Annotated in this window: 26 protein-coding genes; 7 read left to right on the top strand and 19 right to left on the bottom strand. The window is 36.4% G+C overall.

All coding sequences use genetic code 11. The features are described from left to right. Positions 1-40: 40 nt before the first annotated feature. The 6 genes from MHH73_RS02180 to MHH73_RS02155 form a co-directional block, all read right to left on the bottom strand. Positions 41-355, bottom strand: a complete 315-nt coding sequence (locus MHH73_RS02180; protein ID WP_191814008.1) for a DMT family transporter — start codon at positions 353-355, stop codon at positions 41-43. Further along, a complete protein-coding gene (locus MHH73_RS02175) occupies positions 355-714 on the bottom strand; it encodes a DMT family transporter (RefSeq protein ID WP_191813626.1) in 360 nt (119 codons plus the stop codon). The genes MHH73_RS02180 and MHH73_RS02175 overlap by 1 nt, the downstream gene beginning before the upstream one ends. 81 nt (positions 715-795) lie before the next feature. Beyond that, entirely contained in the window at positions 796-1,383 is a 588-nt protein-coding gene (locus MHH73_RS02170; protein WP_191814010.1) for a TetR family transcriptional regulator, read from the bottom strand. A 123-nt stretch (positions 1,384-1,506) separates the two neighbouring features. Then, positions 1,507-3,231, bottom strand: a complete 1,725-nt coding sequence (locus MHH73_RS02165) for an ATP-binding protein (protein WP_191813628.1) — start codon at positions 3,229-3,231, stop codon at positions 1,507-1,509. 1 nt (position 3,232) lies between these two features. Then, complete coding sequence (locus MHH73_RS02160) at positions 3,233-4,396, bottom strand: beta-ketoacyl-[acyl-carrier-protein] synthase family protein (RefSeq protein ID WP_191813630.1); 1,164 nt, start codon at positions 4,394-4,396, stop codon at positions 3,233-3,235. A gap of 309 nt (positions 4,397-4,705) precedes the next feature. Continuing rightward, the gene (locus MHH73_RS02155) at positions 4,706-5,218 is read right to left on the bottom strand and encodes a YbaK/EbsC family protein (protein WP_191813632.1); all 513 of its coding nucleotides are present in this window, start codon (positions 5,216-5,218) and stop codon (positions 4,706-4,708) included. A 272-nt stretch (positions 5,219-5,490) separates the two neighbouring features. Between MHH73_RS02155 and MHH73_RS02150 the strand changes: the two genes are divergently transcribed. Beyond that, positions 5,491-6,540, top strand: coding sequence for a lactonase family protein (locus MHH73_RS02150; RefSeq protein ID WP_341064320.1), 1,050 nt, complete (start codon positions 5,491-5,493; stop codon positions 6,538-6,540). A 142-nt stretch (positions 6,541-6,682) separates the two neighbouring features. After that, positions 6,683-7,030 (top strand): hypothetical protein, encoded by a 348-nt coding sequence (locus tag MHH73_RS02145; protein ID WP_341064317.1) that lies wholly within the window; start codon positions 6,683-6,685, stop codon positions 7,028-7,030. Here the strand turns inward: MHH73_RS02145 and MHH73_RS02140 are convergent, their stop codons facing one another. Continuing rightward, a complete protein-coding gene (locus MHH73_RS02140; protein ID WP_191813638.1) occupies positions 7,031-7,489 on the bottom strand; it encodes a chemotaxis protein CheX in 459 nt (152 codons plus the stop codon). Between the two features lie 496 nt (positions 7,490-7,985). Here MHH73_RS02140 and MHH73_RS02135 point away from each other — a divergent pair, with 496 nt between their 5' ends. The 4 genes from MHH73_RS02135 (at position 7,986) to MHH73_RS02120 (ending at position 12,906) form a co-directional block, all read left to right on the top strand. After that, positions 7,986-9,548 (top strand): Vga family ABC-F type ribosomal protection protein, encoded by a 1,563-nt coding sequence (locus tag MHH73_RS02135; RefSeq protein WP_341064313.1) that lies wholly within the window; start codon positions 7,986-7,988, stop codon positions 9,546-9,548. Positions 9,549-10,069: 521 nt separating this feature from the next. Then, positions 10,070-11,164: a LytTR family transcriptional regulator DNA-binding domain-containing protein gene (locus tag MHH73_RS02130; protein WP_341064311.1), complete on the top strand. Its 1,095-nt coding sequence runs from the start codon at positions 10,070-10,072 to the stop codon at positions 11,162-11,164. 189 nt (positions 11,165-11,353) lie between these two features. Further along, on the top strand, positions 11,354-12,202 hold the full coding sequence (locus tag MHH73_RS02125; RefSeq protein WP_341064309.1) for an ABC transporter ATP-binding protein: 849 nt from the start codon (positions 11,354-11,356) through the stop codon (positions 12,200-12,202). Next, complete coding sequence (locus MHH73_RS02120; protein WP_341064305.1) at positions 12,199-12,906, top strand: ABC transporter permease; 708 nt, start codon at positions 12,199-12,201, stop codon at positions 12,904-12,906. The genes MHH73_RS02125 and MHH73_RS02120 overlap by 4 nt, the downstream gene beginning before the upstream one ends. A 37-nt stretch (positions 12,907-12,943) precedes the next feature. Here MHH73_RS02120 and MHH73_RS02115 read toward each other — a convergent pair whose 3' ends face one another. Further along, positions 12,944-13,513, bottom strand: a complete 570-nt coding sequence (locus MHH73_RS02115; RefSeq protein WP_341064302.1) for a nucleotidyltransferase family protein — start codon at positions 13,511-13,513, stop codon at positions 12,944-12,946. A gap of 257 nt (positions 13,514-13,770) precedes the next feature. Here MHH73_RS02115 and ade point away from each other — a divergent pair, with 257 nt between their 5' ends. Beyond that, complete coding sequence (ade, locus tag MHH73_RS02110) at positions 13,771-15,540, top strand: adenine deaminase (RefSeq protein ID WP_341069618.1); 1,770 nt, start codon at positions 13,771-13,773, stop codon at positions 15,538-15,540. Between the two features lie 204 nt (positions 15,541-15,744). Here the strand turns inward: ade and MHH73_RS02105 are convergent, their stop codons facing one another. The 11 genes from MHH73_RS02105 to MHH73_RS02055 form a co-directional block, all read right to left on the bottom strand. Then, the gene (locus MHH73_RS02105) at positions 15,745-16,305 is read right to left on the bottom strand and encodes a GNAT family N-acetyltransferase (RefSeq protein ID WP_341064300.1); all 561 of its coding nucleotides are present in this window, start codon (positions 16,303-16,305) and stop codon (positions 15,745-15,747) included. Positions 16,306-16,445: 140 nt separating this feature from the next. Continuing rightward, positions 16,446-17,129, bottom strand: a complete 684-nt coding sequence (locus MHH73_RS02100; RefSeq protein ID WP_341064298.1) for an HAD family hydrolase — start codon at positions 17,127-17,129, stop codon at positions 16,446-16,448. Between the two features lie 19 nt (positions 17,130-17,148). After that, complete coding sequence (locus MHH73_RS02095; protein ID WP_341064297.1) at positions 17,149-18,087, bottom strand: glucosaminidase domain-containing protein; 939 nt, start codon at positions 18,085-18,087, stop codon at positions 17,149-17,151. A 23-nt stretch (positions 18,088-18,110) separates the two neighbouring features. Further along, the gene (locus MHH73_RS02090; RefSeq protein WP_341064294.1) at positions 18,111-19,337 is read right to left on the bottom strand and encodes an MFS transporter; all 1,227 of its coding nucleotides are present in this window, start codon (positions 19,335-19,337) and stop codon (positions 18,111-18,113) included. 133 nt (positions 19,338-19,470) lie between these two features. Then, on the bottom strand, positions 19,471-20,469 hold the full coding sequence (locus MHH73_RS02085; RefSeq protein WP_341064292.1) for a DUF3231 family protein: 999 nt from the start codon (positions 20,467-20,469) through the stop codon (positions 19,471-19,473). Positions 20,470-20,598: 129 nt separating this feature from the next. Then, positions 20,599-20,865 (bottom strand): Parvovirus coat protein VP1-like protein, encoded by a 267-nt coding sequence (locus tag MHH73_RS02080; RefSeq protein WP_318245471.1) that lies wholly within the window; start codon positions 20,863-20,865, stop codon positions 20,599-20,601. Positions 20,866-21,018: 153 nt separating this feature from the next. Beyond that, positions 21,019-21,513, bottom strand: a complete 495-nt coding sequence (locus tag MHH73_RS02075) for a DUF1648 domain-containing protein (protein WP_341064288.1) — start codon at positions 21,511-21,513, stop codon at positions 21,019-21,021. Between the two features lie 502 nt (positions 21,514-22,015). Continuing rightward, entirely contained in the window at positions 22,016-22,417 is a 402-nt protein-coding gene (locus tag MHH73_RS02070; RefSeq protein ID WP_191813663.1) for a hypothetical protein, read from the bottom strand. Between the two features lie 149 nt (positions 22,418-22,566). Continuing rightward, entirely contained in the window at positions 22,567-22,788 is a 222-nt protein-coding gene (locus tag MHH73_RS02065) for a hypothetical protein (protein WP_341064283.1), read from the bottom strand. A 463-nt stretch (positions 22,789-23,251) separates the two neighbouring features. Beyond that, positions 23,252-23,860 carry a hypothetical protein gene (locus tag MHH73_RS02060; RefSeq protein WP_341064281.1) on the bottom strand — a complete coding sequence of 203 codons (609 nt, stop codon included), beginning with the start codon at positions 23,858-23,860 and terminating at the stop codon, positions 23,252-23,254. Positions 23,861-24,069: 209 nt separating this feature from the next. Further along, a complete protein-coding gene (locus MHH73_RS02055) occupies positions 24,070-24,819 on the bottom strand; it encodes an IclR family transcriptional regulator (RefSeq protein WP_191813668.1) in 750 nt (249 codons plus the stop codon). Between the last annotated feature and the right edge of the window lie 32 nt (positions 24,820-24,851).

Here is a 24,851-nt window from a genome sequence, read left to right as displayed (position 1 = left end):
TTATAATCCCCAAATCCCTTTCCTCCTCCTTGCACCGATATTATGAAGTCGCCTTCAAACCAATGACGCCGACAATGATAAACAATACACTGATGATACGTTTTTTACTTTTTGGTTCGCCGAATAGGAACATACTAAGTAAAACAGCCCCTGCTGTACCAATCCCAATCCATACCGTATAAGCAATACTCACTTGTAAATATTGAAAGGAGGCATACAGTAGCGCAAAGGATATTCCAAATCCGCCCATATATATGACAGCATTCCGAATTGTTTTTTGTTCACTATATTTTTTTAACCCAATGACACCAGTAATTTCACTTATTGCTGCTAAAAGCACAAGAATCCAGCCCATCATGCTACTTGATCCTCCCTACTATGTTCTTCTATTTGATTATCAGCTAGCTTCAAACCGATAACACCAACTAAAATGAATAAAATAAAGACTATTTTCGCTAACCCCATTTCTCCATTGAAGAGAAAAACATCCATTAAAGACGTCCCTACAGTACCAACTCCGGCAAAAATAGCATAAACGGTGCCAGTTGGTAGATTCTCACATGCTTTTGATAAACAGTGAAAATCTAATAAAATCACAGCGACTACAAGGACCCAATGCCACCAAAGATACGCTGTATTAAAGCCAAAAACCCAAACTAGTTCAAATAAACACGTTAAAATAACATAAACCCAAGATTGATTCATCTTTCTCATCTCCAACTGACTGAATTTCAGTCATTTTTTAATCAAAAACCCACCACTGGTGAGATTTTTTTAGATTCCAAAAATCATAAGTTAATTAGCAGAAGGTTGATATCCTAAACCGCATTTTAAAAAGGTTAGCACTTCTTCTTTTTGTTGCTTTGCTTTGTCTTCATCTGTGTGATCATACAAGTAAATTTGCTCCGCTGCCGATTCCACTAATCCAATCAAAATCTTTGCTGTACTTTCTATGTTAAGATTGGAACGTACGACTCCTTCTTCTTTAGCCGTCTGCAAAAAATGACTAATCCACTCGTAAAATGGTTGGTAAACCGTCTCCCATTGACGAATATGTTCGCTAGAAGCAAGGCCAGCATATACTAAAGCAAGCACTTCTCGATACTCACTCGTATATAAAAAGATGCTATCCACCAGTTGCTTTAATCGATCAACAAATATCGCTTCACTATTTACTTCATGATGTACTCTGGCAATTAATTTTTCTACCATCACTTCTGCAATTGCCGGCATAACAGAAAGTTTCGATGGGAAATACAAATAATATGTCCCTTGAGCAATACCTGCTAGTTTGACAATATCTGCAATTTTAGTTTTTTCTATACCCTTTTCTTGAAAAACTTCAATTGCTGCATGTACAATACGCTCTTTTTTATCCATTATCAAACTCCTTAAATATGACTGAATATCATTCATTTTAAAGTGATTTTATGGAAATGTCAATTTCTAAAAGCTTCTAACCGAAGACAAAGGATATTCAACTACCTCCATTTGCCCTCGGATTTTTTAGTTTGCTTTATAAAGCATTGTTACAACTGTTCCATATCTTTCTTTACTTTTTACAAACATTTTCCCTTTATTTTCGCTCATTATTTTAAAACAAATCGTTAAGCCAATGCCGTTTCCTTTTTCTTTACTTGTGAAATACGGTTCGCCAATCCTAGCTAATCTTTCTTTAGAGATTCCTTCTCCATTATCCATGACGCGAATACGGATATACTCTTTGTGCTCATCTAAAACAATTTTAACCTTACCACCTTCACGAATGGCTTCCAAACTATTTTTAATAATATTAATCATAACTTGTTTGAAATGAGATTTATCCATCATTATATTTTGCTTTTGCATTAATTTGTTAGTAAGTTGGATTTTCTTCCCTTCCTCTGTCGCCATGGCATTGAATAGAAGGTTAATATTCTTCACTTCATCAACTGCATCAAATGGTTCAACAGAAGCTAGTTCATCAGATTTAGCTTCAGGCTTCCCTAAAATTAGTAATTCTTTTAATACTTGATTAATCCGATCAATTTCTTCAATAAGAATTCTCTCATAGGTCGAGTCAGGGTTTCTTTCTCTTAACAATTGTATGAAACCACGAATCGTTGTTAATGGATTTCTTATTTCATGCGCTACACCCGCAGCCATTTCACCAATGACTTTCATTTTCTCTGATGAAAGAAGCAACTGCTCATTCTTCTTCTGCTCTGTTACATCATTACCAAAAAAGATGGTGAACGATTGACCAGAATTTTGATATAGCTGCTTCATTCCCCACTGAATATAATAATTTTTTCCTTTATAATCTGTATAGCGGTAAGGTTGTTCAAACCCATATGCAATCATTGGCAAAAAGTGTATAAGTGTAGATATTTTTTTCCCTAATAAAGTATGTTCTCTCTCATTAAATAATTGACAAAAGGAGCGATTCACCTTCACAATTCGCTGATCACTACCCGTAACAAGCAAATAATTGGGATTAATATCCATGATTTCTTCTAATAGCTCACTCTGTTTAATTAACTCAATATTGATATTGCGAATTCTTTGCGATTGCATTTGAAAAAAACCTAAAAATAAAATTAAGGCTGCAATGATTGAGTTAAAACTAGAGAAATAAAGCGGAGCAAAAGAAAAACCACTAATAACACCATTAATAAAAATAATCATTGCTGCTATGACTAATTGTAAGTAAAAGCTTCTATAATAAACACCTTTTAAATGTAATGTGACAATAAACAGGAAAAACCAATTAATAAAAACAAGTAAAACATTAATGATAAACGTAAAATTCAAAGGACCATAAATAGGAATCCAATGGGCAGGTGAAATGTCCCCCGCTTCAACAAATCTGTAAGATTCGACTCCAAGTGAAGTAAAGTTTATCAAATACGTAATGATACTAATCATCATAACTAAACACATGCCCGATTTATTAAACATTATCCCAAATCGATGCAAAAAAGGATTTTCTTTTACTAAATAGTAAGAAAAATAATACATCGTTGGCATAATGAAAATCGGACCCATCCTTAAAATCCGGAACAACAAATCAATCACTTGTAAAGACAGAAACTGTTCAGCATAAAGAAAGGCAATATCCATTTGCCAAAACGACAATAGTAAGAGGAAAATGGACAAAGCTTTTGTTAAGGAGGTTTTAGAATAGAATAAGATCGATACAGAAATAAATAAGGGGATGAAAGAAACAGTTAATAATAAAACAAACTCCATCTTATGTCATCCTTACCTTAGAGAAAAGGGCAGCATGATTGTTTCCACCATAGCCTTGTGAAGTAACAAGTACTTGTTCCACTGGGCAATGCATCACTTCATCAACAACCGGAAGCTGCTCATACTTACCAACATCTACTCTGACGGTTGGCGGAATAAACTGATCCTGTATACTAATTAAACCGGCCATTACTTGAAACATGCCCGATGCTCCCATCGCATGACCAACATTCCCCTTTATAGAAGTAATCGGCACGCCTTTATCTACAAAAAACTCTCCATAAACCATTGCCTCAATATCATCGTTTAATTGGGATCCTAACGCCTGACTATTAATATAAGTCGGCATCCCTTTCTTAATCGTTCTTTCTACAGCCTTAACCATTGCCCGACCTTCTGGATCAGCAATGTAAGAGGAATAAGCGGATTGGAACATACTAGATTCCGTTAAATACCCTATTATCTCTTTTTCTCGTTTAACCGCAACTTCCTCTGATTCCAATACTAATACCCCTGCACCTTCAGACATAGCAAAACCCTCGCCTGTTGAAAAGGGACCCATGAATGTCTCTCCCGTTTGCATAATTTTCAGTGGCAGAAAACCAGACAATACTAAATCGTTAATGGTAGAGTCTACCCCACCGACAATACACACATCTACCTCATTTGCCTGCAGAAGGATTTTAGCCATATGAATGGCGTCTAAACTAGATGTACAACTATTTGCTAAAGAAAAGGTTGGACCTTCAATTTGCAAGAAAGTACTTAAACAGTTCGCCAATGTATGGCCATTCATATTCCCAATGGCATACGGACTCATCCTTTTCCCTTTGTGTAACTTTATTGAATGGTTAAAAACCTCTGTTATTACACCACCAGAAGAGCCAACAATGATAGCAGTTGCATAATCTCTCGGTTGAATCTGCGCCATTTCTATTGCCCGATCTGTTGCATGTAGGAGCATTTGCGCTGACTTTGGTAATTTATGCGCATTTAAATACGGGTAGCTCATTTCATCCCCTTTTACTCTGCCAGTAAAAATGTGCTCACCTTTAAATTCTTCTCTATTTAATATCGTTTTTTTATCTTTTAATATATTTGAAAAATCTTTGATTGATGTAATGTTTGGGCCAATCAATCCCATTCCAGTGACAACAACTCCCATAAATGCAACCCCTTTTGCATATATACACCTTTATCTTACTATTAATCTAGAAAATAAGATACGTTTCATTCATGACTAAACCCGTTCACACAACACGAATAGTACTATAGTAACATAAGAACACGAAGTAAATTTAGGTCTTTTTATCTAAAAAAAGAAATAAAACTATTTTTCACCTTATTAACTTTGCGAATTGTTAAGATTCTCCAATGGAGGCATCACTTCATCATTCGAATTCTTTTCTACATAAAAAAAGTACCAACCTTTGTTAGGCAAGTACCTCTCCGTCTCCCATTACATCATATACAATCAATTTTCCGTTGTAGCCGCAGTTTGTTCTCGAGCCTCACCATGCCAATCTTTTGTTACATCCACCCATTGTTTTGCCCCTGCATATTGATATAATTCCTCACAAGTTAGTTCAATTGCTGAGTTTATGCTACCACATGCTGGATACACCATTTCAAAACGCTTTAGGGATGCATCAAGAAAGATATTCATTTCTTTTGCCAATCCAAATGGACAGACACCGCCTACCATATGCCCTGTATGGTCAAGCACTTCTTCAGCTGAGAGCATTCTCGCTTTCATTCCAAATGTATGACGAAATTTCTTATTATCTATTCTTGCATCACCTGCAGCAACAACTAGTAGAGCTTTTTCTCCCTCACCTCTAAAAGAGAGAGTTTTAGCAATTTTCGCTGGAATAACACCAATTGCTTCGGCAGCTTGATCAACAGTTGCACTCGGCGTATCAAACTCCAATATATCTTTATCTCTACCGTATTTTTCTAAGTGAGCTTTAACACTTTCAAGTGACATAATTCTTCCGCGGCCTCCTGTCAATATAATGTAAAAGGATAACATTCTTTAACAAGTAAAAGCAAATGTATTTGTTAAAAATTCAAAAAACATACAAATCTTAAAATCAGGTTGTTTGGGATACAATCTATTACTTTTTTCTACTTTCCCCTTCCCATACCTTTAACTCGATCCCTCCCTTTCCAACAACATTTTTTCCTTATGTCTGCTTTTCAATCTCATGTGCAAATATGATACAGTAAGGCTATACATAAAATGATGGAGGAATACTTATGACACCAACTACTTACACGGGCTATGTTGGTACCTATACGAAAAAGGATAGCCAAGGCATTTACTCATTCCAATTAGAGGATAATCAAATTAAAAATATCGAACTTGCTGCAAAACTTGAAAACCCAACTTATTTAACGGTCAGTTCGAATCAATCACATCTATACGCTGTAATGAAAGAAGGAGATTTAGGCGGTGTCGCCGCTTATGAGTTAAACAACAGACATCATGGGCTCACTTTATTAAATAAACATCTTTCACCAGGTGCCTCGCCTTGTCATGTAAGTTTAGATCAAAAGAGTCAATACTTATTGAGTGCCAATTATCATAAAGGAACGGTTGACTATTATGGACTACAAAACGGGGAAATTAAAAACCTTCTAACTACAAAAGAAATTCATGGTTCGGGACCACATGAGCGCCAAGAAAAACCACATACTCATTTTGCTGGACTCACACCGGATGAGAAGTATGTCGTCGCCGTCGATTTAGGAGCAGATGAAATCATTCTATATCATAGAGATGGGGATCAACTCACCACCCATTTTACTTTAGCCACACAGCCAGGCTCTGGGCCAAGACATATCACCTTTCATCCCAATGGGAAATGGGCCTACTGCATGACTGAACTTAGCTCAGAAATCATTACACTTCAATATGACGCCGAGAAAGGAGAATTGAAAGAAGCTTCTTATTATAAGACGATACCTGAGGATTTTTCAGCAAACAACCAAGGCAGCGCCATCCATCTTTCTCAAGACGGCAAATTTTTATACGCTGGTAACAGAGGCCATAATTCAATTGCGATATTTGCAGTTGCAGAAGACCGTTTGCATTTAACCTTTGTTGCTCATGCATCGACATATGGAGATTGGCCACGTGACTTTGTATTAGACCCAACAGAAGAATACTTAATTGCAGCCAATGAACGATCAAATAATCTAACACTATTTAAACGAGACACTGAATCAGGGTACCTTCAATTATTGCAACAAAATGTTTCTGTCCCTGAACCAGTTTGTGTGAAGTTTTTACCTCAGCACCTATAAGTGCAATAAAAAGGGGCATTCTACTAATGAATAGCCCTTTTTTTGTTATGCCCTCTATAAATAGGCAATGACTTTATTAACGTTCTATCATTAATAGGACATGCATAAGCTAAGATAGGAGACTATTTAAGGAGGAGAAATGATGAATAAAGTTGTTTATCTAGTTGGAGTAGCCATCATTATTTGCTTTGTTTCCTTAGCCGAATCCCCTAATTCAATCCTCCACCATGAGAACGAAAGAGAAAGTAAGTATCCCTATTTTCCGGTTATTAATGAGAATAATGACAGCGAAGAAGTAAGTCAAACCGTTGATGAAACGGAACTTGATGGGTTAGTCCCTACGTTAGAACTGCAATTAGTGGACACGGTTTATAAAGATGATGTCATTGTTGAAAAATATCAACAATTCGAGGTTTATAGAAACGACGAGCAGGAAGTCATTAAAGCCACTCCATTAGATGAATATGAATACTTATCGTATCAACAATAGTTAATCAATTAAAACATGGACAAAAAGTTCCACATGATCTGGTAAGTTATATGTAAGAATATACCCTTTCGTATACCCTGATATAAAGCTATGACCATCCAATATTGTCGGGGAGGTAATATCTACTTCTATTCCCTTCCCTTCAATGGCTGATACTGAACCACCAGCAATCATATTCCCTAGTTCTCCACTGAAAGATGTTAACATTTCACCTTCTAATTCCACTCCAAACATAGATTCTCCCAGCAACGAAAAAAGTGAACGATCACCACCAATGAACAATTTACCGGATATGTCCCCTGAAAAACCGATGAATACCCCATATCGAACAAGGAATGAACCTTCTAGCTCAGACCTGCTCACTAATTCATGATTCATGGGAATTAGCTGTCCAATTGAAGTCTGGACACCTTTTAATAAAAGGTTCATTTTTTCTTTATCCTGTAAGACCTTTTCCATTGCCGGTCACCCCACATCAAAATAGTTGATAGTATCATAGTATATTACACCTGGTTTTTTTGCTATATTTTCCATTAAAAAAGACAAGATAAAACCGAAAGTGCATGAGTGAAAATAACTATTTTAAATTAAGACATGAATGGATCAATAAAATCTAACTTATTTTATTCCCTTTTCAACAAACATTAAAACACATAACTTTGACAATTTCTATCCATTTAAGTATGATAATATTATTAAATGCGAAAGGGTGACTCTAAGTCAATGAAGTAAGAATCCTATTTATCGAAAACAAACAATTGAAGGTAATGAGTAAAGGAACGCTTTATTTTGCTATGCTTTCAAACAATGTTTTCAGAATAGGATTGCACTTCATAAGGTTACCCGCGGGATTTCTCCCACTTTTTTTGTGTACCTTTATGCCTCCTATTCTGAAGAAATAGGGGGCATTTTTTTTCGAGAATCTGTCTCCCTAAAACGAGAGGAGAAGATCCATATGCTATTATTAGAAGCCACTGACTTGAAAATCACTGTAGGTGACCGGCTATTAGCTACTGCCGAGAGACTAACTGTACACCAAAACGATCGTATTGGTTTAATCGGTCGGAACGGAACGGGAAAGACGACAATTTTAGATACACTTGTAGGAAAAATGGCTGCCGAAGATGGTCAAATCACCCGCAACGGCACAATGGAATTATTACCACAATTAAAACACGATGATCAATACAAAAGTGGTGGAGAAACAACGCAACAATATATAAAAGAAGCACTAGCTAAAAACCCGGAAATATTACTTGCAGATGAACCAACGACTCATCTGGATACTTCACATATTGAATGGTTAGAAAAGATTCTTAAGCATTGGCAAGGTGCTCTTATTCTAGTCTCGCATGACCGAACTTTTCTTGATCGTGTGTGTACAAAAATTTGGGAAATTGATGAGGAGAAAATAAAGATTTATTCTGGTAATTACTCGCAATATAAGCAGCAAAAAGAATTAGCATTAAAAGAGAAACAGCAAGCTTACGAACAATATGAACAGAAAAAAGCACAATTAGAAAATGCCCTCACCTTGAAGGCTAAGAAGGCAGAAAGAGCAACTAAAAAACCAAAAAATTTAAGTTCTTCTGAAGCACGGATCACGGGATCAAAGCCTTACTTTGCTAAAAAACAAAAAAAGCTGCAACAAACGGCTAAATCAATTGAAACAAGATTGGAAAAGCTTGAGAAAGTAGAAAAAATAAAGGACCTCCCGGCTTTACAAATGACCTTACCTAATGAAAAAAATACGAAGAACCGAATTATTATTAGAGCGGAAAACCTAAAAGGAAAAATAGATGATCACCTGCTTTTCGAACCCGCCTCTTTTCAAATTCGCGGAGGAGAAAAATGGGCGATTATTGGCCCTAATGGCTCTGGAAAGACAACCTTGATTAAAAAGATTTTGCAAGGGCAAGAATTGACTGTCTCTCCTTCTTTAAAAATTGGCTATTTTAGTCAAAACTTAGATATCCTGCAAAAGGATAAAACGATTATAGAAAATGTTAAAGAAACCTCTATTCAAGAAGAAACGATTATTCGTACAATACTTGCGAGGCTACGCTTTTTCCGAGACGATGTATATAAAAAAGTAGCACTTCTTAGTGGCGGCGAACGAGTGAAAGTCGCATTAGCCAAAATCCTTGTGAGTGAAGTGAATACATTAGTGCTAGATGAGCCGACAAATTTTCTCGATATTGAAGCTGTAGAAGCATTAGAAGAACTATTATTGCAATATAAGGGAACCATCCTCTTCGTCTCTCATGATCGCCGTCTGACGAATAAGGTAGCAAACAGGTTACTGATTATTAAAAATAAACAAATTGAAGTATTCAGAGGCAATCACGAAACTTATGAATCATTTGTACCAGAGGTGAAGAGGGATAATCATGAGGAAGAACGTTTACTCATCGAAACAAAAATAACAGAAGTCCTATCACGATTAAGTATCGAGCCAACAGAGGAGCTAGAAAAGGAATTCCAGCAACTTCTACAACAGAAAAAGAAATGGCAATAAGTCAAAGAACGAGGCGGGACATAACTAAATGAGCTAACCTCAAAAAAAGAACAATAACAAATTGATCTTAAAACATCATTTTAAAAAAAGTCCGTTCCATTGCGCTACAGTCATACCGCGGGGAGGGGCTGAGCCTCCTAAGGCATTGCCTGTGGGATCTCAGCTTTCCCTCTATTTCCCGCAGGAGTCGAGTGTCTTCCGCTCCATTTCACTATTCTTTTCATATAAGGGTTCAAATCACTCAAAAAAACCGAATGATTAGATGCTAGACTTCTAATCATTCGGATAAATCATTAGCTAGAATACTTATGTCCCAACCTCCTTCTTTTTTCATATAAAGCCTCATCATTTTACTATTCCCACTTTTAATCAGTTATAAAATCCTGTAAAATCCAATTAAGGTATATTTAACTATTTAGAAATACGACATTCATCACCCTCCTCTTCAAATCGTTTATGCTTGTTTTAACGGAAATCGTAGAGTCAATGTAAACCATACTAATCTACCATGAGGTGTCGACATGAAGCTATTGCAGATGAATCAACTTGAAAAAACAATCGGAAATACAATTATTTTCCCTAAATTCGATTTAACTTTACATAGAAATGAAATTGTCGCACTCCAATGTCATAACGATGTGGGCAAACATCTCATCATGATGATGATCGGAAAGAACCACATTTCAAATGGACAAATATTATTGGAAGATACAGAGTTAAATAAGCATTTCAAAAGCTTATCTAATAGAATTGGGCTCTCTCTACTAGACGATGCCCTCTACGACCGGTTAACTCCCCGAGAATTTCTAACCTTTTATAAGAACCTACATGACGTCAATATAGAAATAGATACTTTATTACAAAAGATAAACTTAATAGACAAGGTCAATACGAAGATTAGTAAACTTACTTTTTCTGAAAAGAAAAGGCTGCATTTAGGAAGGGCAATCCTCCATCAACCAGATTTGCTTATTTTGGAAGAACCAGACCAAAACATTGATATAGAAAGTAAAATCACACTACAGAAAGTATTAGAAGACCATAAAAAACAGGGTAAAGTGGCACTAATCATTACTAACAATTACGAAAGTGCACTATCAATGACGGATACTGTGTATCGTTTAAATGAGCACGGCCTAAAAAAAATCGAGGTCATGGATGAAGAGAACGGTCACCAAGATATCGAAAAGGAAGAATTACAGCCGCAACAAGAGATATTGCCTATCGAAGAAGCCGGTTCACCTTCTTCAGAAAAGATCCAAAACATGAACAATCCATTGCGTCTTGAAAAAATCCCTGCAAAAGTGGATGACAAAATCATTCTTTTTGATCCGACTGAAATTGTTTACGTTGAGAGTAATGACGGCATTTCCCATTTACATGTAAATGGTGAAAGTTTTCCTTGTGCCCTTACGCTCAATACATTATTTGAAAGACTGCATCCTTTTGGATTCTTCCGCTGTCATCGTTCTTATATTGTTAATTTGCAGAAAGTGAGAGAAGTCATTACTTGGACGAGAAATAGTTATAGCCTCATTCTCGATGACGCAAAAAAGAGTTCGATTCCATTATCAAAAGGAAAATTAAATGAGTTGAAAGAGATTATGGGCATATAAGTTGTTTACCACCTTGAGCCTAACAACGAATGACACCCTATTTTCACCTACTTTCCTTGCTCCATTCACCGCTAAATGGCTTCCATTCATCTAAATATAGGCTCTTTTCACCTTAATATTACTGTATTTATCCCTTTTCACAGCTAATATGGAGACAAGAAATGCAAAACGCGAAAAGGGGCCTATTAAATGGAAAATGTCATCGAAGTAAGAGACCTTGAAAAGTCTTTTCAAAATCAACTAGCCTTAAAGAAAGTAAGTTTTCAAGTAAAAAAAGGAGAAACAATTGGTTTCTTAGGACCGAGTGGTTCGGGTAAAACAACAACAATCAAAATCCTAACTGCTCAACTCCATGCAACCGCTGGAGAAGTCAAAGTATTCGGAGAGCCAATTGCTAAACTAAAAGATCCTACTTATATGAAGAGAATTGGTATATTAACTGATAATAGTGGCTTATACGAAAGGCTTAGTATATATGATAATCTCGCATTATATTGTGATTTATATGAAGTAGAGAAAAAAAGAATCGCTGAAGTGCTGGCGACGGTAAATTTAATAGAAGAAAGTCAAAAAATCGTGCAAAAACTGTCAAAAGGAATGAAGCAACGAGTGACATTAGCTAGAGCCATGCTTCATCAACCGGAATTACTCTTTTTAGATGAGCCTACTTCCGCCTTGGATCCTGTTAACACGATGCATATCCACCAAGGACTTAAAAAGCTAAACCAAGAAGGAACAACAATATTTTTAACCACCCATGATATGCAAGAAGCAGAGACCATTTGTGATCGAGTGGCATTCTTACATAATGGTGAAGTCAGCTTAATGGATACGCCAGAGAATATTAAAACACAACAAAGCACTTCTTCCATCTCCCTATTATTGCGAGACAACCGTAAAGTAGTTGTGCAAAAAGATGAAGCAGGTGCAAAAGAAATATATAACTATATGAAAGACGGAGAAATCGTATCCATTCATTCAGATGAGCCAACACTTGGTGATGTATTTGTAAAATTAACGGGGAGGAAATTATTATGATCTTTTCATTTAAACGTGTCAACGCGATATTTATTAAGGATTGGAAAGATTTACAAAGAAATTCATATATTCTTTTCACCTTAGCGATTCCATTAGTTTTTGCCGCAATGTTAGGTCGAATGAATGAAGCAACAACCGTCCTTTCTACTTATCCAATTAATCTCGCACTGATTATTGCTGGTGCCTTTATCCAAGCTGCGATGGTTGCAGAAGAAAAAGAGAAAAATACTTTGAGGGGCTTGTTATTATCTCCTGCCAGTACATTAGAAATCTTGATTGGAAAAAGCGCATTGTCTGGACTGATGACCATCCTTGTTATTATCGGATCAATTATTTTTTCAGGATACGCAGTCCCATCCCTTCTACTTTTTTCTCTTAGCATTTTATTAGGCTTAGTGTTTTACCTTGCAACAGGAACGATTCTTGGTCTGCTATCACGAACAGTCATGGAAACAAGCATTATCGGTATGCCTGTATTAGTTATATTCGGCATGAGCTCCATGTTCAAACCAATGGTTGAGAATGCTACATTAATCAATATAATCGAGTTGTTACCTAATGAACAATTAAACCAGATTTGGTTTGGTTTAAGTGACGGTAAAGGGGCGGCTGATATCCTCATGAATTTGTTCATTTTATTTTTGTGGGTAGCCGTTTCCTTCCTACTCACCATCGTCATTTATAAGAAACGTAGATTTGATTAAGGTAACGGGGCCGGGGCATGTTTACCCATCCCCGACCTCACCAATTATATACGACAAGATGGGGCCATTTCGCTTTCCATTTCCTTGCCTTACACTCATATATCTCCTTCGTGACGATTACTTTATTCGGTACAACCTTCATGCTAAACAGGTCATCTAAATGATAAGGGGCATATACAGTCATCTTTTTATTTTTCTCCATTTTCACCCCCACCGCAGTAGCTGTTGTTGGCCAGCTCGCAATTGCCTCTTTTACACTTGTATAAGCAGGAATTGCAAAGCCAAATTTTTCCTCGTACCATAAATGGACATTCGCTTGATTCTTTATATCTAATTGATATGGAAACGACTTGAGCATACCACTTAATATTCGCTGAAACTCCTTTTCGCTCAATTGGTTTTCCTTGTCATAGTAAACAAGATCGACATCTGATATGCCATAATCGATTGCGTTGCCAGATAATCGATTCCACACGGTATTCGCCACACATCCCGCAGCTACATAATAATCAAAGGGTAGATCTAAATCCGATAAACAATATAATAAACGAATCATTTCCTCATTTTGTTCTAACATTTCTTTCAACTGTTTTTCATAAATAATCATCGAGTGACTACCACCTTTATTGATTAAAAAGCAACTAACATCATATCTTATATAAGAGTGTATTTACATTATTTGGTTCCAACCTTAACTATCATCTTTATAAAGAGTCGAAATTCTCTTTTATTTTTCTTAGTTTAAGAACACTAGTATAATGACCTAAATAGTTTAAGCTTTCTCACTTATTGTTGTAAGAACAATTAACAATGTCATAAGTGAACCAACTACTTAATGGTACAATAAATATTAAAAAATCGAAATTGAACGGAGCCACTTTTGGAGGAGGAGCCTTAATGGAAAAGATGAAAAAACGAATTGAAGTAGCTTCAGGTAAGTCACCTGCAGACCTTGTCATCAAAAATGCGCAAATCGTTGATGTGTTTTCAAGTGAAATTATTTCTGGAGATGTGGCCATCACAGATGGATATATTGTTGGAATTGGTGACTATAAAGGAATAGAAACAGTTGACGCTCAAAACCGTTTTTTAGCCCCTTCTTTTATAGATGGACATGTACATATAGAATCCTCCATGGTAACCCCTGTTGAGTTTTCAAAAATCCTCTTGCAGCATGGGATTACAGCTGTCATTTGTGATCCACATGAGATTGCTAATGTCGTTGGTGGAAAAGGGATCGAGTTTATGCTTCATGCATCTGATGATATTCCATTTGATGCTTATTTTATGCTACCCTCTTGTGTACCAGCAACACCTTTTGAACATGCAGGTGCTACATTAACCGCAAACGACCTATCTCCTTTTTATGAATATGAGAGAGTGATTGGTTTAGCAGAAGTCATGAATTATCCCGGTGTGATGAAAGGTGATCACGACTTATTGACTAAGATTCTCGAAGCTCACGAAAGAGGAAAAAAAGTTGATGGGCACGCGGCAGGGCTAAAAGGCAAACAATTAGATGTATATATGACAGCTGGGATCCGAACCGATCACGAAGCAACTACTGCAAAAGAAGCAAAAGAACGATTGCAAAAAGGGATGTATGTCATGATTCGCGAAGGTACAGCAGCAAAAGAATTATGTCGGATCCTACCAATTGTTAATGAGAAAAATGCACGGAGATTTCTGTTTGTTACAGATGACCGCCACCTTGATGATATTATTAGCGAAGGTAGTATTGACTATATGATTCGGAAAGCGATTCAGAAAGGGCTGGATCCAATTACAGCGATTCAAATGGGCTCTCTTAATACTGCCGAGTGCTTCGGGCTTAAGGAACAAGGTGCCATCGCTCCAGGATATAAAGCTGATTTTGTTTTATTAGACGATCTTGAGCAAATTGAGATTCAATCTGTTTATAAAAATGGACAATGTGTTTTTAGTGAAGGAGAATTAACTGCTTTTCCTAAAGAATTAGAGCAAAAAGAATTTTCTCATCTCACTAATACCGTACACCTACCTTTCATTACTGAAGAATCGTTTCATTTAGACATTGTCGGAGAAAAGGCACATATTATTGAAGTAATTCCGAACAGCATAGTGACTGATCATGTGATTGAAGCCGTTCAGAAAAATGAACACGATCATTTCATCGCCTCTATTGAGAAAGATCATTTAAAAATTGCTGTCATGGAACGTCATCATCATACTGGCAACATTGGACTTGGCGTCTTAAAAGGGCTCGGACTACAATCGGGCGCCATCGCAACAACGGTAGCCCATGATTCCCATAACGTAATTCTTGCGGGTACAACGGATAAGGATATGGCAGTCGCTGCCAATGCAATCCGTGACATGCAAGGAGGACTTGTAGTTGTCGATAAAGGAAAAGTGCTTGCTCAATTAAACTTGCCAATCGCCGGTCTCATGTCACATGAACCATATGAGAAAGTGAATAAGATGCTAGTGGAAATCAATCAAGCATTGGTTAAAATCGGAGCTAACCATACATTTAATCCATTCTTAACATTAAGCTTCCTTGCACTACCTGTTATTCCATCACTAAAACTAACAGACCTTGGCCTCTTTGATGTCAACACCTTTAACCATATCTCTGTATCTGTAGAGAAATAACCTCATATAGATGAGAATAACCCGAAACTCGTTTCGGGTTATTTATTTTTTGCCTTTTTTAGAACGCCTTTGGTATTATTATTCGCATTTTATGCATTTACCAATACTTCTTAAGGTTGCCCTTTCTTTTGTTCTTATTGAACCCTCCATTGATTTTTATAAATAGTAAGGGACTTTGCCCACTTACAAATCTACATATTCCATTCAACTCAAAACTTCAGCTTCTTGTTTAAGAATGCCATAACATACGAGATCTATATATTTTCCGTCTTTTCTTACATGTTGTTTCAACACGCCTTCTTTCTTCATACCGGTCTTTTCAATCACTCTCATTGAAGCTGGATTTGATTCGAATGAGCGTGCAAACACTTTATTGTAATTTTTTGCGCTAAAGGCAAACTCAATTAATGCTTTAGCAGCCTCTGTAGCATAGCCATTCCCCCAATATTCTTCTCCAATCCAATAAGCAAGTTCTCCATGATTGAACTGTTGATGATGCGAGAGTACAATTGCGCCGTATAACTTGCCAGTCATTTTATCCGTTATTGCCAACTCAAACCGCTTATCTTGATTGAAATGACTAAGATGATTTTTCATCCAAATCAGAGCATGTTCAGTTGAATAGGGATAGGGGAGATTTAAAGTACTTTTATAAAGATTATAATTGTTACATAGTTTAACAACCTCTGGTATATCGGCCTCATTCAACAGACGAAGCATTAATTGGTTCGTCTCGATTTTATTTTCGTTTTGATGATATAACATTAGGTACCCCCTTTTTTAAATGAATCTTGATACTACTCACATTCAATTTTTTTGGCTTTTCTCCTTCTCTCTCTCGCAAAACGTTTAAAAATATCCCTTTGCCGAAACCAATCTGGCTAAAATAAAAAGACCGCATCTATCTACAAGATTTGGTCCTGACACCATTCAGTATTTACCTTTTTCATAATAGCTGCAAATGCTTCTGATAAATCGGAAACATGCTCTTCCCCTATTGTCGTAAAGGCAGGGCGGGGCTGTTTCCATATCGTATATATCCCCACTCCAACAGCAGCAACGATATCATTTTTGAAATGGTCCCCTACATATATTGTCTCATCTGCTGATACGCCAAGTCTTGAAAGAGTATGTTCAAAGATATAAGGATGTGGTTTCTTTACACCAACCTCTTCTGAAATAACGATTTCATCAAAAAATGTTTCTATCTGCAATGACTTAATTACTTCTCGCTGAAACTTACTGTACCCATTCGAAATGATGGCCATTTTCATGCCCTTTTTTTTCAACCTTTTAAGCCCTGTGATTGCCTGAGGATACAGTTCGGCATGTAAAGGAAAGTGAGTTAAATAATCCTGCAGTAATTCTTGCCAAGAAAAGTTTAATATAGAAAACTCTTCTATCATCTGTTGATACACTTTATCTTTCCAAACATAGCCGCCTTGATCTAAATCAATGAACCCCTCTGCATATAATGTCTTATCTAAATGTGGAAAGAGTCTCTCTTGCTGATTCTCAATAAACGATAAAATAGATGCCTCTCGATTATGAAGAGTTCCGTCTAAATCAAACATCACTGCTCTCACCATTACTTGATTGCACCTCCGATTATTTCACTCGTAACTTTTGTCCAACTGAAATCACATTGATATCTTTCAAATGGTTCCATTCTTGTAACTGTTGCGCCGTTAGTTTAAATCTCTTTATGATAGTTGTGACTGTATCACCTTGCTGAACGGTGTAATAGTAATGTTTTTCCCCTGTCTTGATTATTTGTCCAATCGTAATCAAGTGAGGATTAAGTATATGATTGATTTTTTGCAAGCTACTGATACTTGTATCATGCATAGCTGCTATTTTCGAAAGCGTATCGCCAGATTTGACTGTATAGCTAAACGCCACTTCCTCTAATTGATTGAGATTCACCCAAGCCCCTGGCGTACCTTCCACTTTTGATAGATTGAGTATTTCTCCAACCTTTTTAAAAATATAGTAACTTCCTGCCTTTAACAGGGATTTTTCCCTAATCTCTTTCTTTGCCTCTTCCACTGTTACATAACCTTTTTTATCTGTTGATAAATGATATTTAGGGTTGGTATCATATTGTAGTAATTGATAGGTCTCAATGGTACGAATGATTTTTTTGCTATAATCAGGATCTGTTGCGTAACCTGATAACTGTACCTGCTCTGCAGCTTTTTTATAATCCTTTTCTTCTATAATAGCAAGGTATTTATTTCGATCCCAAGATACACCATTCTTATAAAGCTTAGCTAAGTCCTCAATTGATTCCTCCCATGAAGGATACTTTCTAAATACCGCTTCCGTCGTAACCATTTGTCCATCAATAAATTCCTTCGTCAGCATCTTTACCGACTGTCCGTTATACTCCCCTTTTATACCGAACAAATTCTTACCTTCTATGGCCAATTTACTTTTCCCATGATTAGATTCATGCATCGCTTGTGCGATCACAAGTGACGGCAATATGTGATATTGTTTAGCTATTTTCTGTGCAAACGGAACGATGGTCTCAATAAAGTTCAAAATAAACACCTCTTTCTTAAACTCTATATTATATTGCCAGGCCTATTTTCCTTCTTCTTGTTTTGGATGAAATAATAAATTGAAAATAGGAGAATACTAGAAAGAATAAAACCCATCCCACCTAATAATCCAAGCAAGCGATTAGGCATCCATACCGTGGCAAGCCCAGCTAAAAACATCGAGATACCTATCATTGTATTAGAAATCGTTGTAAATAGACCAAATATAAGTCCACTCTTTTCTTTAGGTGTCTCTCTCATTAGCATCGTATCAAAGCAGGTGTTGCCTAATCCAGAGAAAAACGCGGCCATTATTAAAAAAACAATTGCCATCCACACTTGTTGTGACTGGCTTAATAAAATGAGACAAAATCCTTGGCAAACAAGCGCAATTAAAGCGATTCTCATTAGATGATTTTTTAGCTTCTCTGCTACAGGAAAGCTTAGCATTAAACCGATTCCTAATGAACCATAGAATATGCCGACACCAACATCTCCTAAATGAAATTCTTGAACTGCATACACGCTTAATAACACATTATCAATGCCATTAAATAGAGGAATTAACAGTTCTGATAGAAAAATGATACATAATAAACTGGAAGAAAAAATAATATCCTTAACTATAAAAAATGAAGATTTCTCCTTATTTCTGGACACTGATTTCCCTGTTCTTTCTATATCTAAGACCCGCAATTTTGATAACAAAACAGCAGCAATTAAAAAGGAAACACCATTTACCAAAAAGGTGAAATTAGCACCGAATAAAGAAGTGACCACTCCTCCTGAAAACGATCCTCCAATCAGAACCACTCCAACCATTACTTGTTCAAGGCTATTAACTTTAATCATGTTTTTTTCTTTAACAATCAATGGTATCGCAGACTTCCTCGTTGGTGCATAGATGGCTTCGCCTGCAGCCAAGAAAAAACTCGACAGATAAACAATCCAGACAGATGAAGCATCATTTACAAACACAAACGACAAAGCAAACAGAATACGTCCTAAATCTGTACAAACTAATATGGTTCTCCGTGAAAAACGGTCTGCCATCATCCCCCCTAATGGGCCAAAGAACAAAAATGGAATGACCCTTATCGCTAAAGCAAGACCAACAGCAAGACCCGATCCTGTTACTTGCAATAACAGTGCTAATAACGCAACTTGACTAAACCGATCACCTATTCCATTGAGAACACCCGCAAAAAATAAGCGCGCATAGTCTTTCTCTTCTTTTAATATAGAAATCATTCTCTTCCCCCCCTTAATTAATTAGATAATCATCTAATTTGATGTTAATCTAATTCCCGAATAATCGCAATCTTTATTTCAGAAATAAAAAAAGGAAAGTGCTTCATGATGAAACAGACTTTCCAACCAAAATTTATTCTTTTAAATTATTCATACTCATTCTTGGTGGCTCTTCTAACCATCCATTTTCGATCATAATTTTTATATTTTCTCTAATAAATAACATGATATCTTTTACATATAAACCTAATTTGACATTGATGTCATCTCTTATACTAAAACCTGCACCAAACCCCTGACTACCAAGACCAAAATTACTTAATAAAAAAGTTAAATACACCATTAATTTATCCGAAAACGGTGGAATGTTAGACTTAGTAAGCGATAACCCTTTAATTGTCGGTACTCTAATATCATCCTTTATTAAAATGTCATATGTTCCCTCCAAGATATCCTTGCTAAGCTCTTTCCCTTTAATAAGGTACTCTTTCACTTCTGTATGTTCCGCCGTTTGGGCGAATCCCGTCATGAGCTCCATACCAATAGTATTCGTTTGGATTGACTGATATAAATAACTAAACTCAATCGTATTAATTTCTCTTTTATCACCAAATAAACGATAACCTTTTATATAATTCATATCTGAGACAAAGTCGACTGTTGTAGGAACATTAATAAAATTAGGTAATGGGTAATATCCCTCATCCACCGCATAATTTAAAAACTTTTGATAATATTTCTGCGTGATATTTGTCATCTCACGATATAAATCAATAATATCATTTCGATAGGACGTTGCTATATGAAGGGTATACAGCCCCATGCTGATTTCCTTTAAAATCATACACAAGAGAATATCAAACCCCTCCCCGAAAAGTTTAGGCGCTTGTAGGTTTACATCGGCTTTAGTAAAACCTTGAGGTATGACAGCACCTTCATCTTTAAACATCTTTTCAATACGATCGACATTCGGATCTAACTCAGACCATAAACCTTTCATAAGCTTTTTCGCTCTTTTATCCTCAGACACTTCTATAAAATGTTCTAAAACCCTTAATATCAATGTTTTCTTTTGATAAGATATCCACAGTGCACCTATTTCTGTAGATGTCATTTTACTTCGATTGACCATTCCGTCACCTACTTTTATAAAAATTACCATTCTTGTGTCTAAGTTTTGCTATTCTCCTACTAAATATTCCCTAATATAAAAAATAGCTAGAGGAAGGAATAGTCGTTCCCTTCCCTCTAGCTATCTAAATTATCCCCAAAATATGCGAAAACGCATCGCTGCATCAATTACTCTAGCTGTCGCCCCTTCATGTCTGGATGTATATTTCTTTCGATTTACACAATCAATTAACATTTGGTCACATTGATAGCAATGGCCATACCGATCAATGCATGCATCATGTTGCTGACAGCATGAATCCACATAATTAATAGGCTTGCCCGGACCGCTACAACCTGGACCGCAATACCGATAACCTCCAGGCAAACAAAAACCTTTTTTATTAAACTTGCTCACTATTTTTCACCTTCTTATCCTTTTATATATATTACAAACAGTAAATCCATTTCGCCTGTGACCATACCTATTAAAATGATCTTTTTATCAATTTCCTTTAGTTCTTATTGGTCAGAAATAAAAAAACAACCTATCCGAAAAGGATAAGTTGAACTATTGAATTCGCCTAAACTTAATCAAGGCAAATATAGATGGAGCAATCGTGGCAATTAAAAACACTGGTAGAAACCAAATACCTAAAGTATCCGCCCACCCTAATGCTACCCTAATGGATTGAATAAGTATAACACCAAAAAATACGAGGCATATATTCTTTGTGACATTTAGCAGTTTTCTACTCGTTAAATAAAACGCCGCTGCATTCGATTCATTGATGCGAGCAGGGTAATTATGAATATGAGGAAACCTTTCAAATATCTGCATCATGAACCATAGAAACACGCCGATTATTGGTAATATAAATAATTCATATTTAGAACCCCACCTATCAACTTCTCCGGCAGCATTATAATGTCCCGGTACTTGTTCAGGTATAGATGACCAAGAAACAACTAAGAATATAATCGCCCCAATGAATACAACCAGACCAAGTATATCCCATCCCCATTCCGATTTTGTCCTAGGCAATTTAAGTACGGGTCTATTCATATTTATTACTCCTCTCTCCGTTCTGCTTTCCAATCCTTACGAACGGAAAATGAAAAAGTTTCATCCACAGTGATTCACTACCCCTCTTTTCCATAAAAGGAAACAAGGCATTGTAATGGTAGACATCAGTGTTGATGGCACTTTCTTTGTTAATACTTTATTCAACATAGTATCTGGTAAAGGAACAAAAAATGAACAAACTTAGCTCAGACCAATCTATCAGTGATGTGCTTATGGTTATGCAGCAGAATCGTTGCTTTTGTGGATTGTCTTTTAACCCTTTTCCCAAGAACAGAAAAAGACCACTTTCAAAAAAGAAATTGTACTCTTTCATTGAAAGCCGCCTTTAAATCGGCATAAATCAAGCCGTTCTTGATAAAAAAGAGAGGACTTACCCTAGTTTTGGTCGGTTGCTGAGGCTTCAAAGGGCCAATCCCTCTACCTCTCGGGATAAATCGACCTTATCAATCCGCTCTGTTAACCGCTTTTAATTGTAAATCTTTTATGCAACCTGAAGCCTTTCTTTTGCCTTTATTACTGATACCCAATATTCAACTGGAGATACAAAGGCGTGCAAATGATTCAGCTCTTTATTATACATAAGAGCCTCCACTAAAAGATAAACAGACGCATCATCTAAATCGTTTACGAGCATATCAAGCAAAGTTGCTTTCATATTCATAATATCTTCATAATCATCGATGATAGCTAACTTATCATCTAAATACGGAAGAAAAGCTTGTAAATGCACAACCTCTTCTTGTAATTCTCTCCACCCTTTATCCTTAGCTAATGCGCTTACATAATTAACAAATTGATTGTACTCCTCATGACTATCTCTTTTAATTTTCTCTGCTAATATATCAAAAAATACATGATTGGACATATCTTTATTGTTGTTCACTATTAGAGCACCACCTTTACTATTTATATAAAATTATAGACCTTCTCTTTTAAATATTCAATAAAATCACACGAAACGATTTTTAATTAATAGCTATGTCTTCATTTCAAAATAATAGATACAGTGGCCGCAATGGGATTGGATGGAGTTTAATTTTTGTGGCTGATATTTCGTTTTGATTCTTTATTTGCTTTGTTTTTGGGTTTTTCGTGGCTGATATTTTGTTCCGTTTCTTTATTTGCTTCGCTTTCGGATTTTTCGTGGCTCATATTTCGTTCCGTTTCTTTATTAGCATCGTTTCGGGATTTTACGTCGCTCATCTTTCGATCCGTTTCTTTATTTGCTTTATTTCGGGATTTTCCATGGTTCATATTTCGTTCCGTTTCTTTATTTGCTTTGTTTCAGGATTTCTCGTGGCTCATATTTCGTTCCCTTTCTTTATTAGCATCGTTTCGGGATTTTACGTCGCTCATATTTTGATCCGTTTCTTTATTTGCTTCGCTTACGGGTTTTTCATGGCTCATATTTCGTTCCGTTTCTCTTATTTGCTTCGCTTCGGGGTTTTCCGTGGCTCATATTTCGATCCGTTTCTTTATTTGCTTCGCTTACGGGTTTTTCATGGCTGATATTTTGATCCGTTTCTTTATTTGCTTTGTTTCGGGGTTTTTCGTGGCTCATATTTCGTTCAAATTCTTTATTTGCTTTGCTTTATGATTTTCCATGGCTCATATTTCATTTCGATTCTTTATTAGCATCGTTTCGGGATTTTTCGTGGCTCATATTTCGTTCCCTTTCTTTATTTGCTTCGCTTCGGGGTTTTTTGTGGCTCATATCTCATTCCGTTTCTTTATTTGCTTCGCTTTCGGGTTTTTCGTGGCTCATATTTTGATCCGCTTCTTTATTTGCTTCGCTTCCGGGTTTTTCATGGCTCATATTTTGATCCGTTTCTTTATTTGCTTCGCTTCGGGATTTTCCATGGCTCATATTTCGATCCGTTTCTTTATTTGCTTTGTTTCGGGATTTCTCGTGGCTCATATTTCGTTCCGGTTCTTTATCTGCTTCGCTTCGGGGCTTTTCGTGGCTGATATTTCGTTCCGTTTCTTTATTTGCATCGCTTCCGGGTTTTTCGTGGCTGATATTTCGATCCGTTTCTTTATTTGCTTTGTTTCGGGATTTCTCGTGGCTCATATTTCGTTCCGTTTCTTTATTTGCTTCGCTTCGGGGTTTTTCGTGGCTCATATTTCGTTCCGTTTCTTTATTTGCTTTGTTTCGGGATTTCTCGTGGCTCATATTTCGTTCCGTTTCTTTATTTGCATCGTTTCGGGGCTTTTCGTCGCTCATATTTTGTTCCATTTCTTTATTTGCTTCGCTTCCGGGTTTTTCATGGCTCATATTTCGTTCCGATCCTTTATTTGCTTCGTTCCGCGGTTTTCCATCGCTCATATTTCAATCCAATCCTTTATTAGCTTCGTTCCGCAATTTTCCACAGCTCATATCCCAATACAATCCTTCATTAACTTCATTTCACATGTTTCCACAGCTCATATTTCATACCAGCCCTATATTAGCTTCATTCAGACCTATTTCGTGGCTGATAGCCTAAAACATCGCTGTTAGCCACGATACACAACTTTTCCTTCGTTGCAATTGCTTCATAAAGGTCGATAACCAAATTGTGCAGAGATTTCCTTTCCTACTTTTATAATAGATTGACTTTTATTTGCAGAGGGATCTTTTGGAATCGACTCTGAGAATCCAACTACTGTTATCGCACTTAATAATTCTTGGTTATAATTAAAGACTGGTATAGACACAGAAGATACAGTAGGAATCAAGGGCTCATTAGCAAAGGCAATCCCTTCCTGCCTGACGCGGTTGATTTCTTCTACTGCATTTCCTTTTCCTTCTTTCCCCATAAGCTTAATCCAATCTTTAGTTGTAACTGAATCAAGGAAGCTCTCAAAAATTTTCCCAGTTGATGATAAAGGTGGTAAAAGTGAACCGAGCTGTGCACCAATATTATAGGCATGTCCTGGGTTCCATATTTTCGAGATAATCGGACCATTATATGTCCACGTTGTTAAGAGGCATGTATTGTCTAGTTGGTGACTTAAATCCTTCAGATAAGGTAGAACGCGTGAAATCACATCTTCCTGCCCTATGGCAGCCATCCCATATTCAATTAATTTACTTCCAAGCTGATAATTTCCATTATGTTTGTCCTTGTATAGAATGTCGAGGTCAGTAAAAGTGTTCAAGTATTTATAAAGATTACTTTTTGTAATGCCTGTTTTTTCCTGTATATCAGATAACCGCAATGGTTCTCCACTAGCAACTAAAAGGTCAATAATTCTCATGCCAACTTGGATCGATTGGATCGTAGCTTGTTTTTGATTTTTCATGTAAAAACCCCTATTTTATATTTTTTTTAGTA

Source organism: Cytobacillus sp. FSL K6-0265 (assembly GCF_038003465.1).
GTDB classification, from domain to species: domain Bacteria; phylum Bacillota; class Bacilli; order Bacillales; family Cytobacillaceae; genus Cytobacillus; species Cytobacillus stercorigallinarum.
This window is presented reverse-complemented; position numbering and strand designations above follow the sequence as displayed.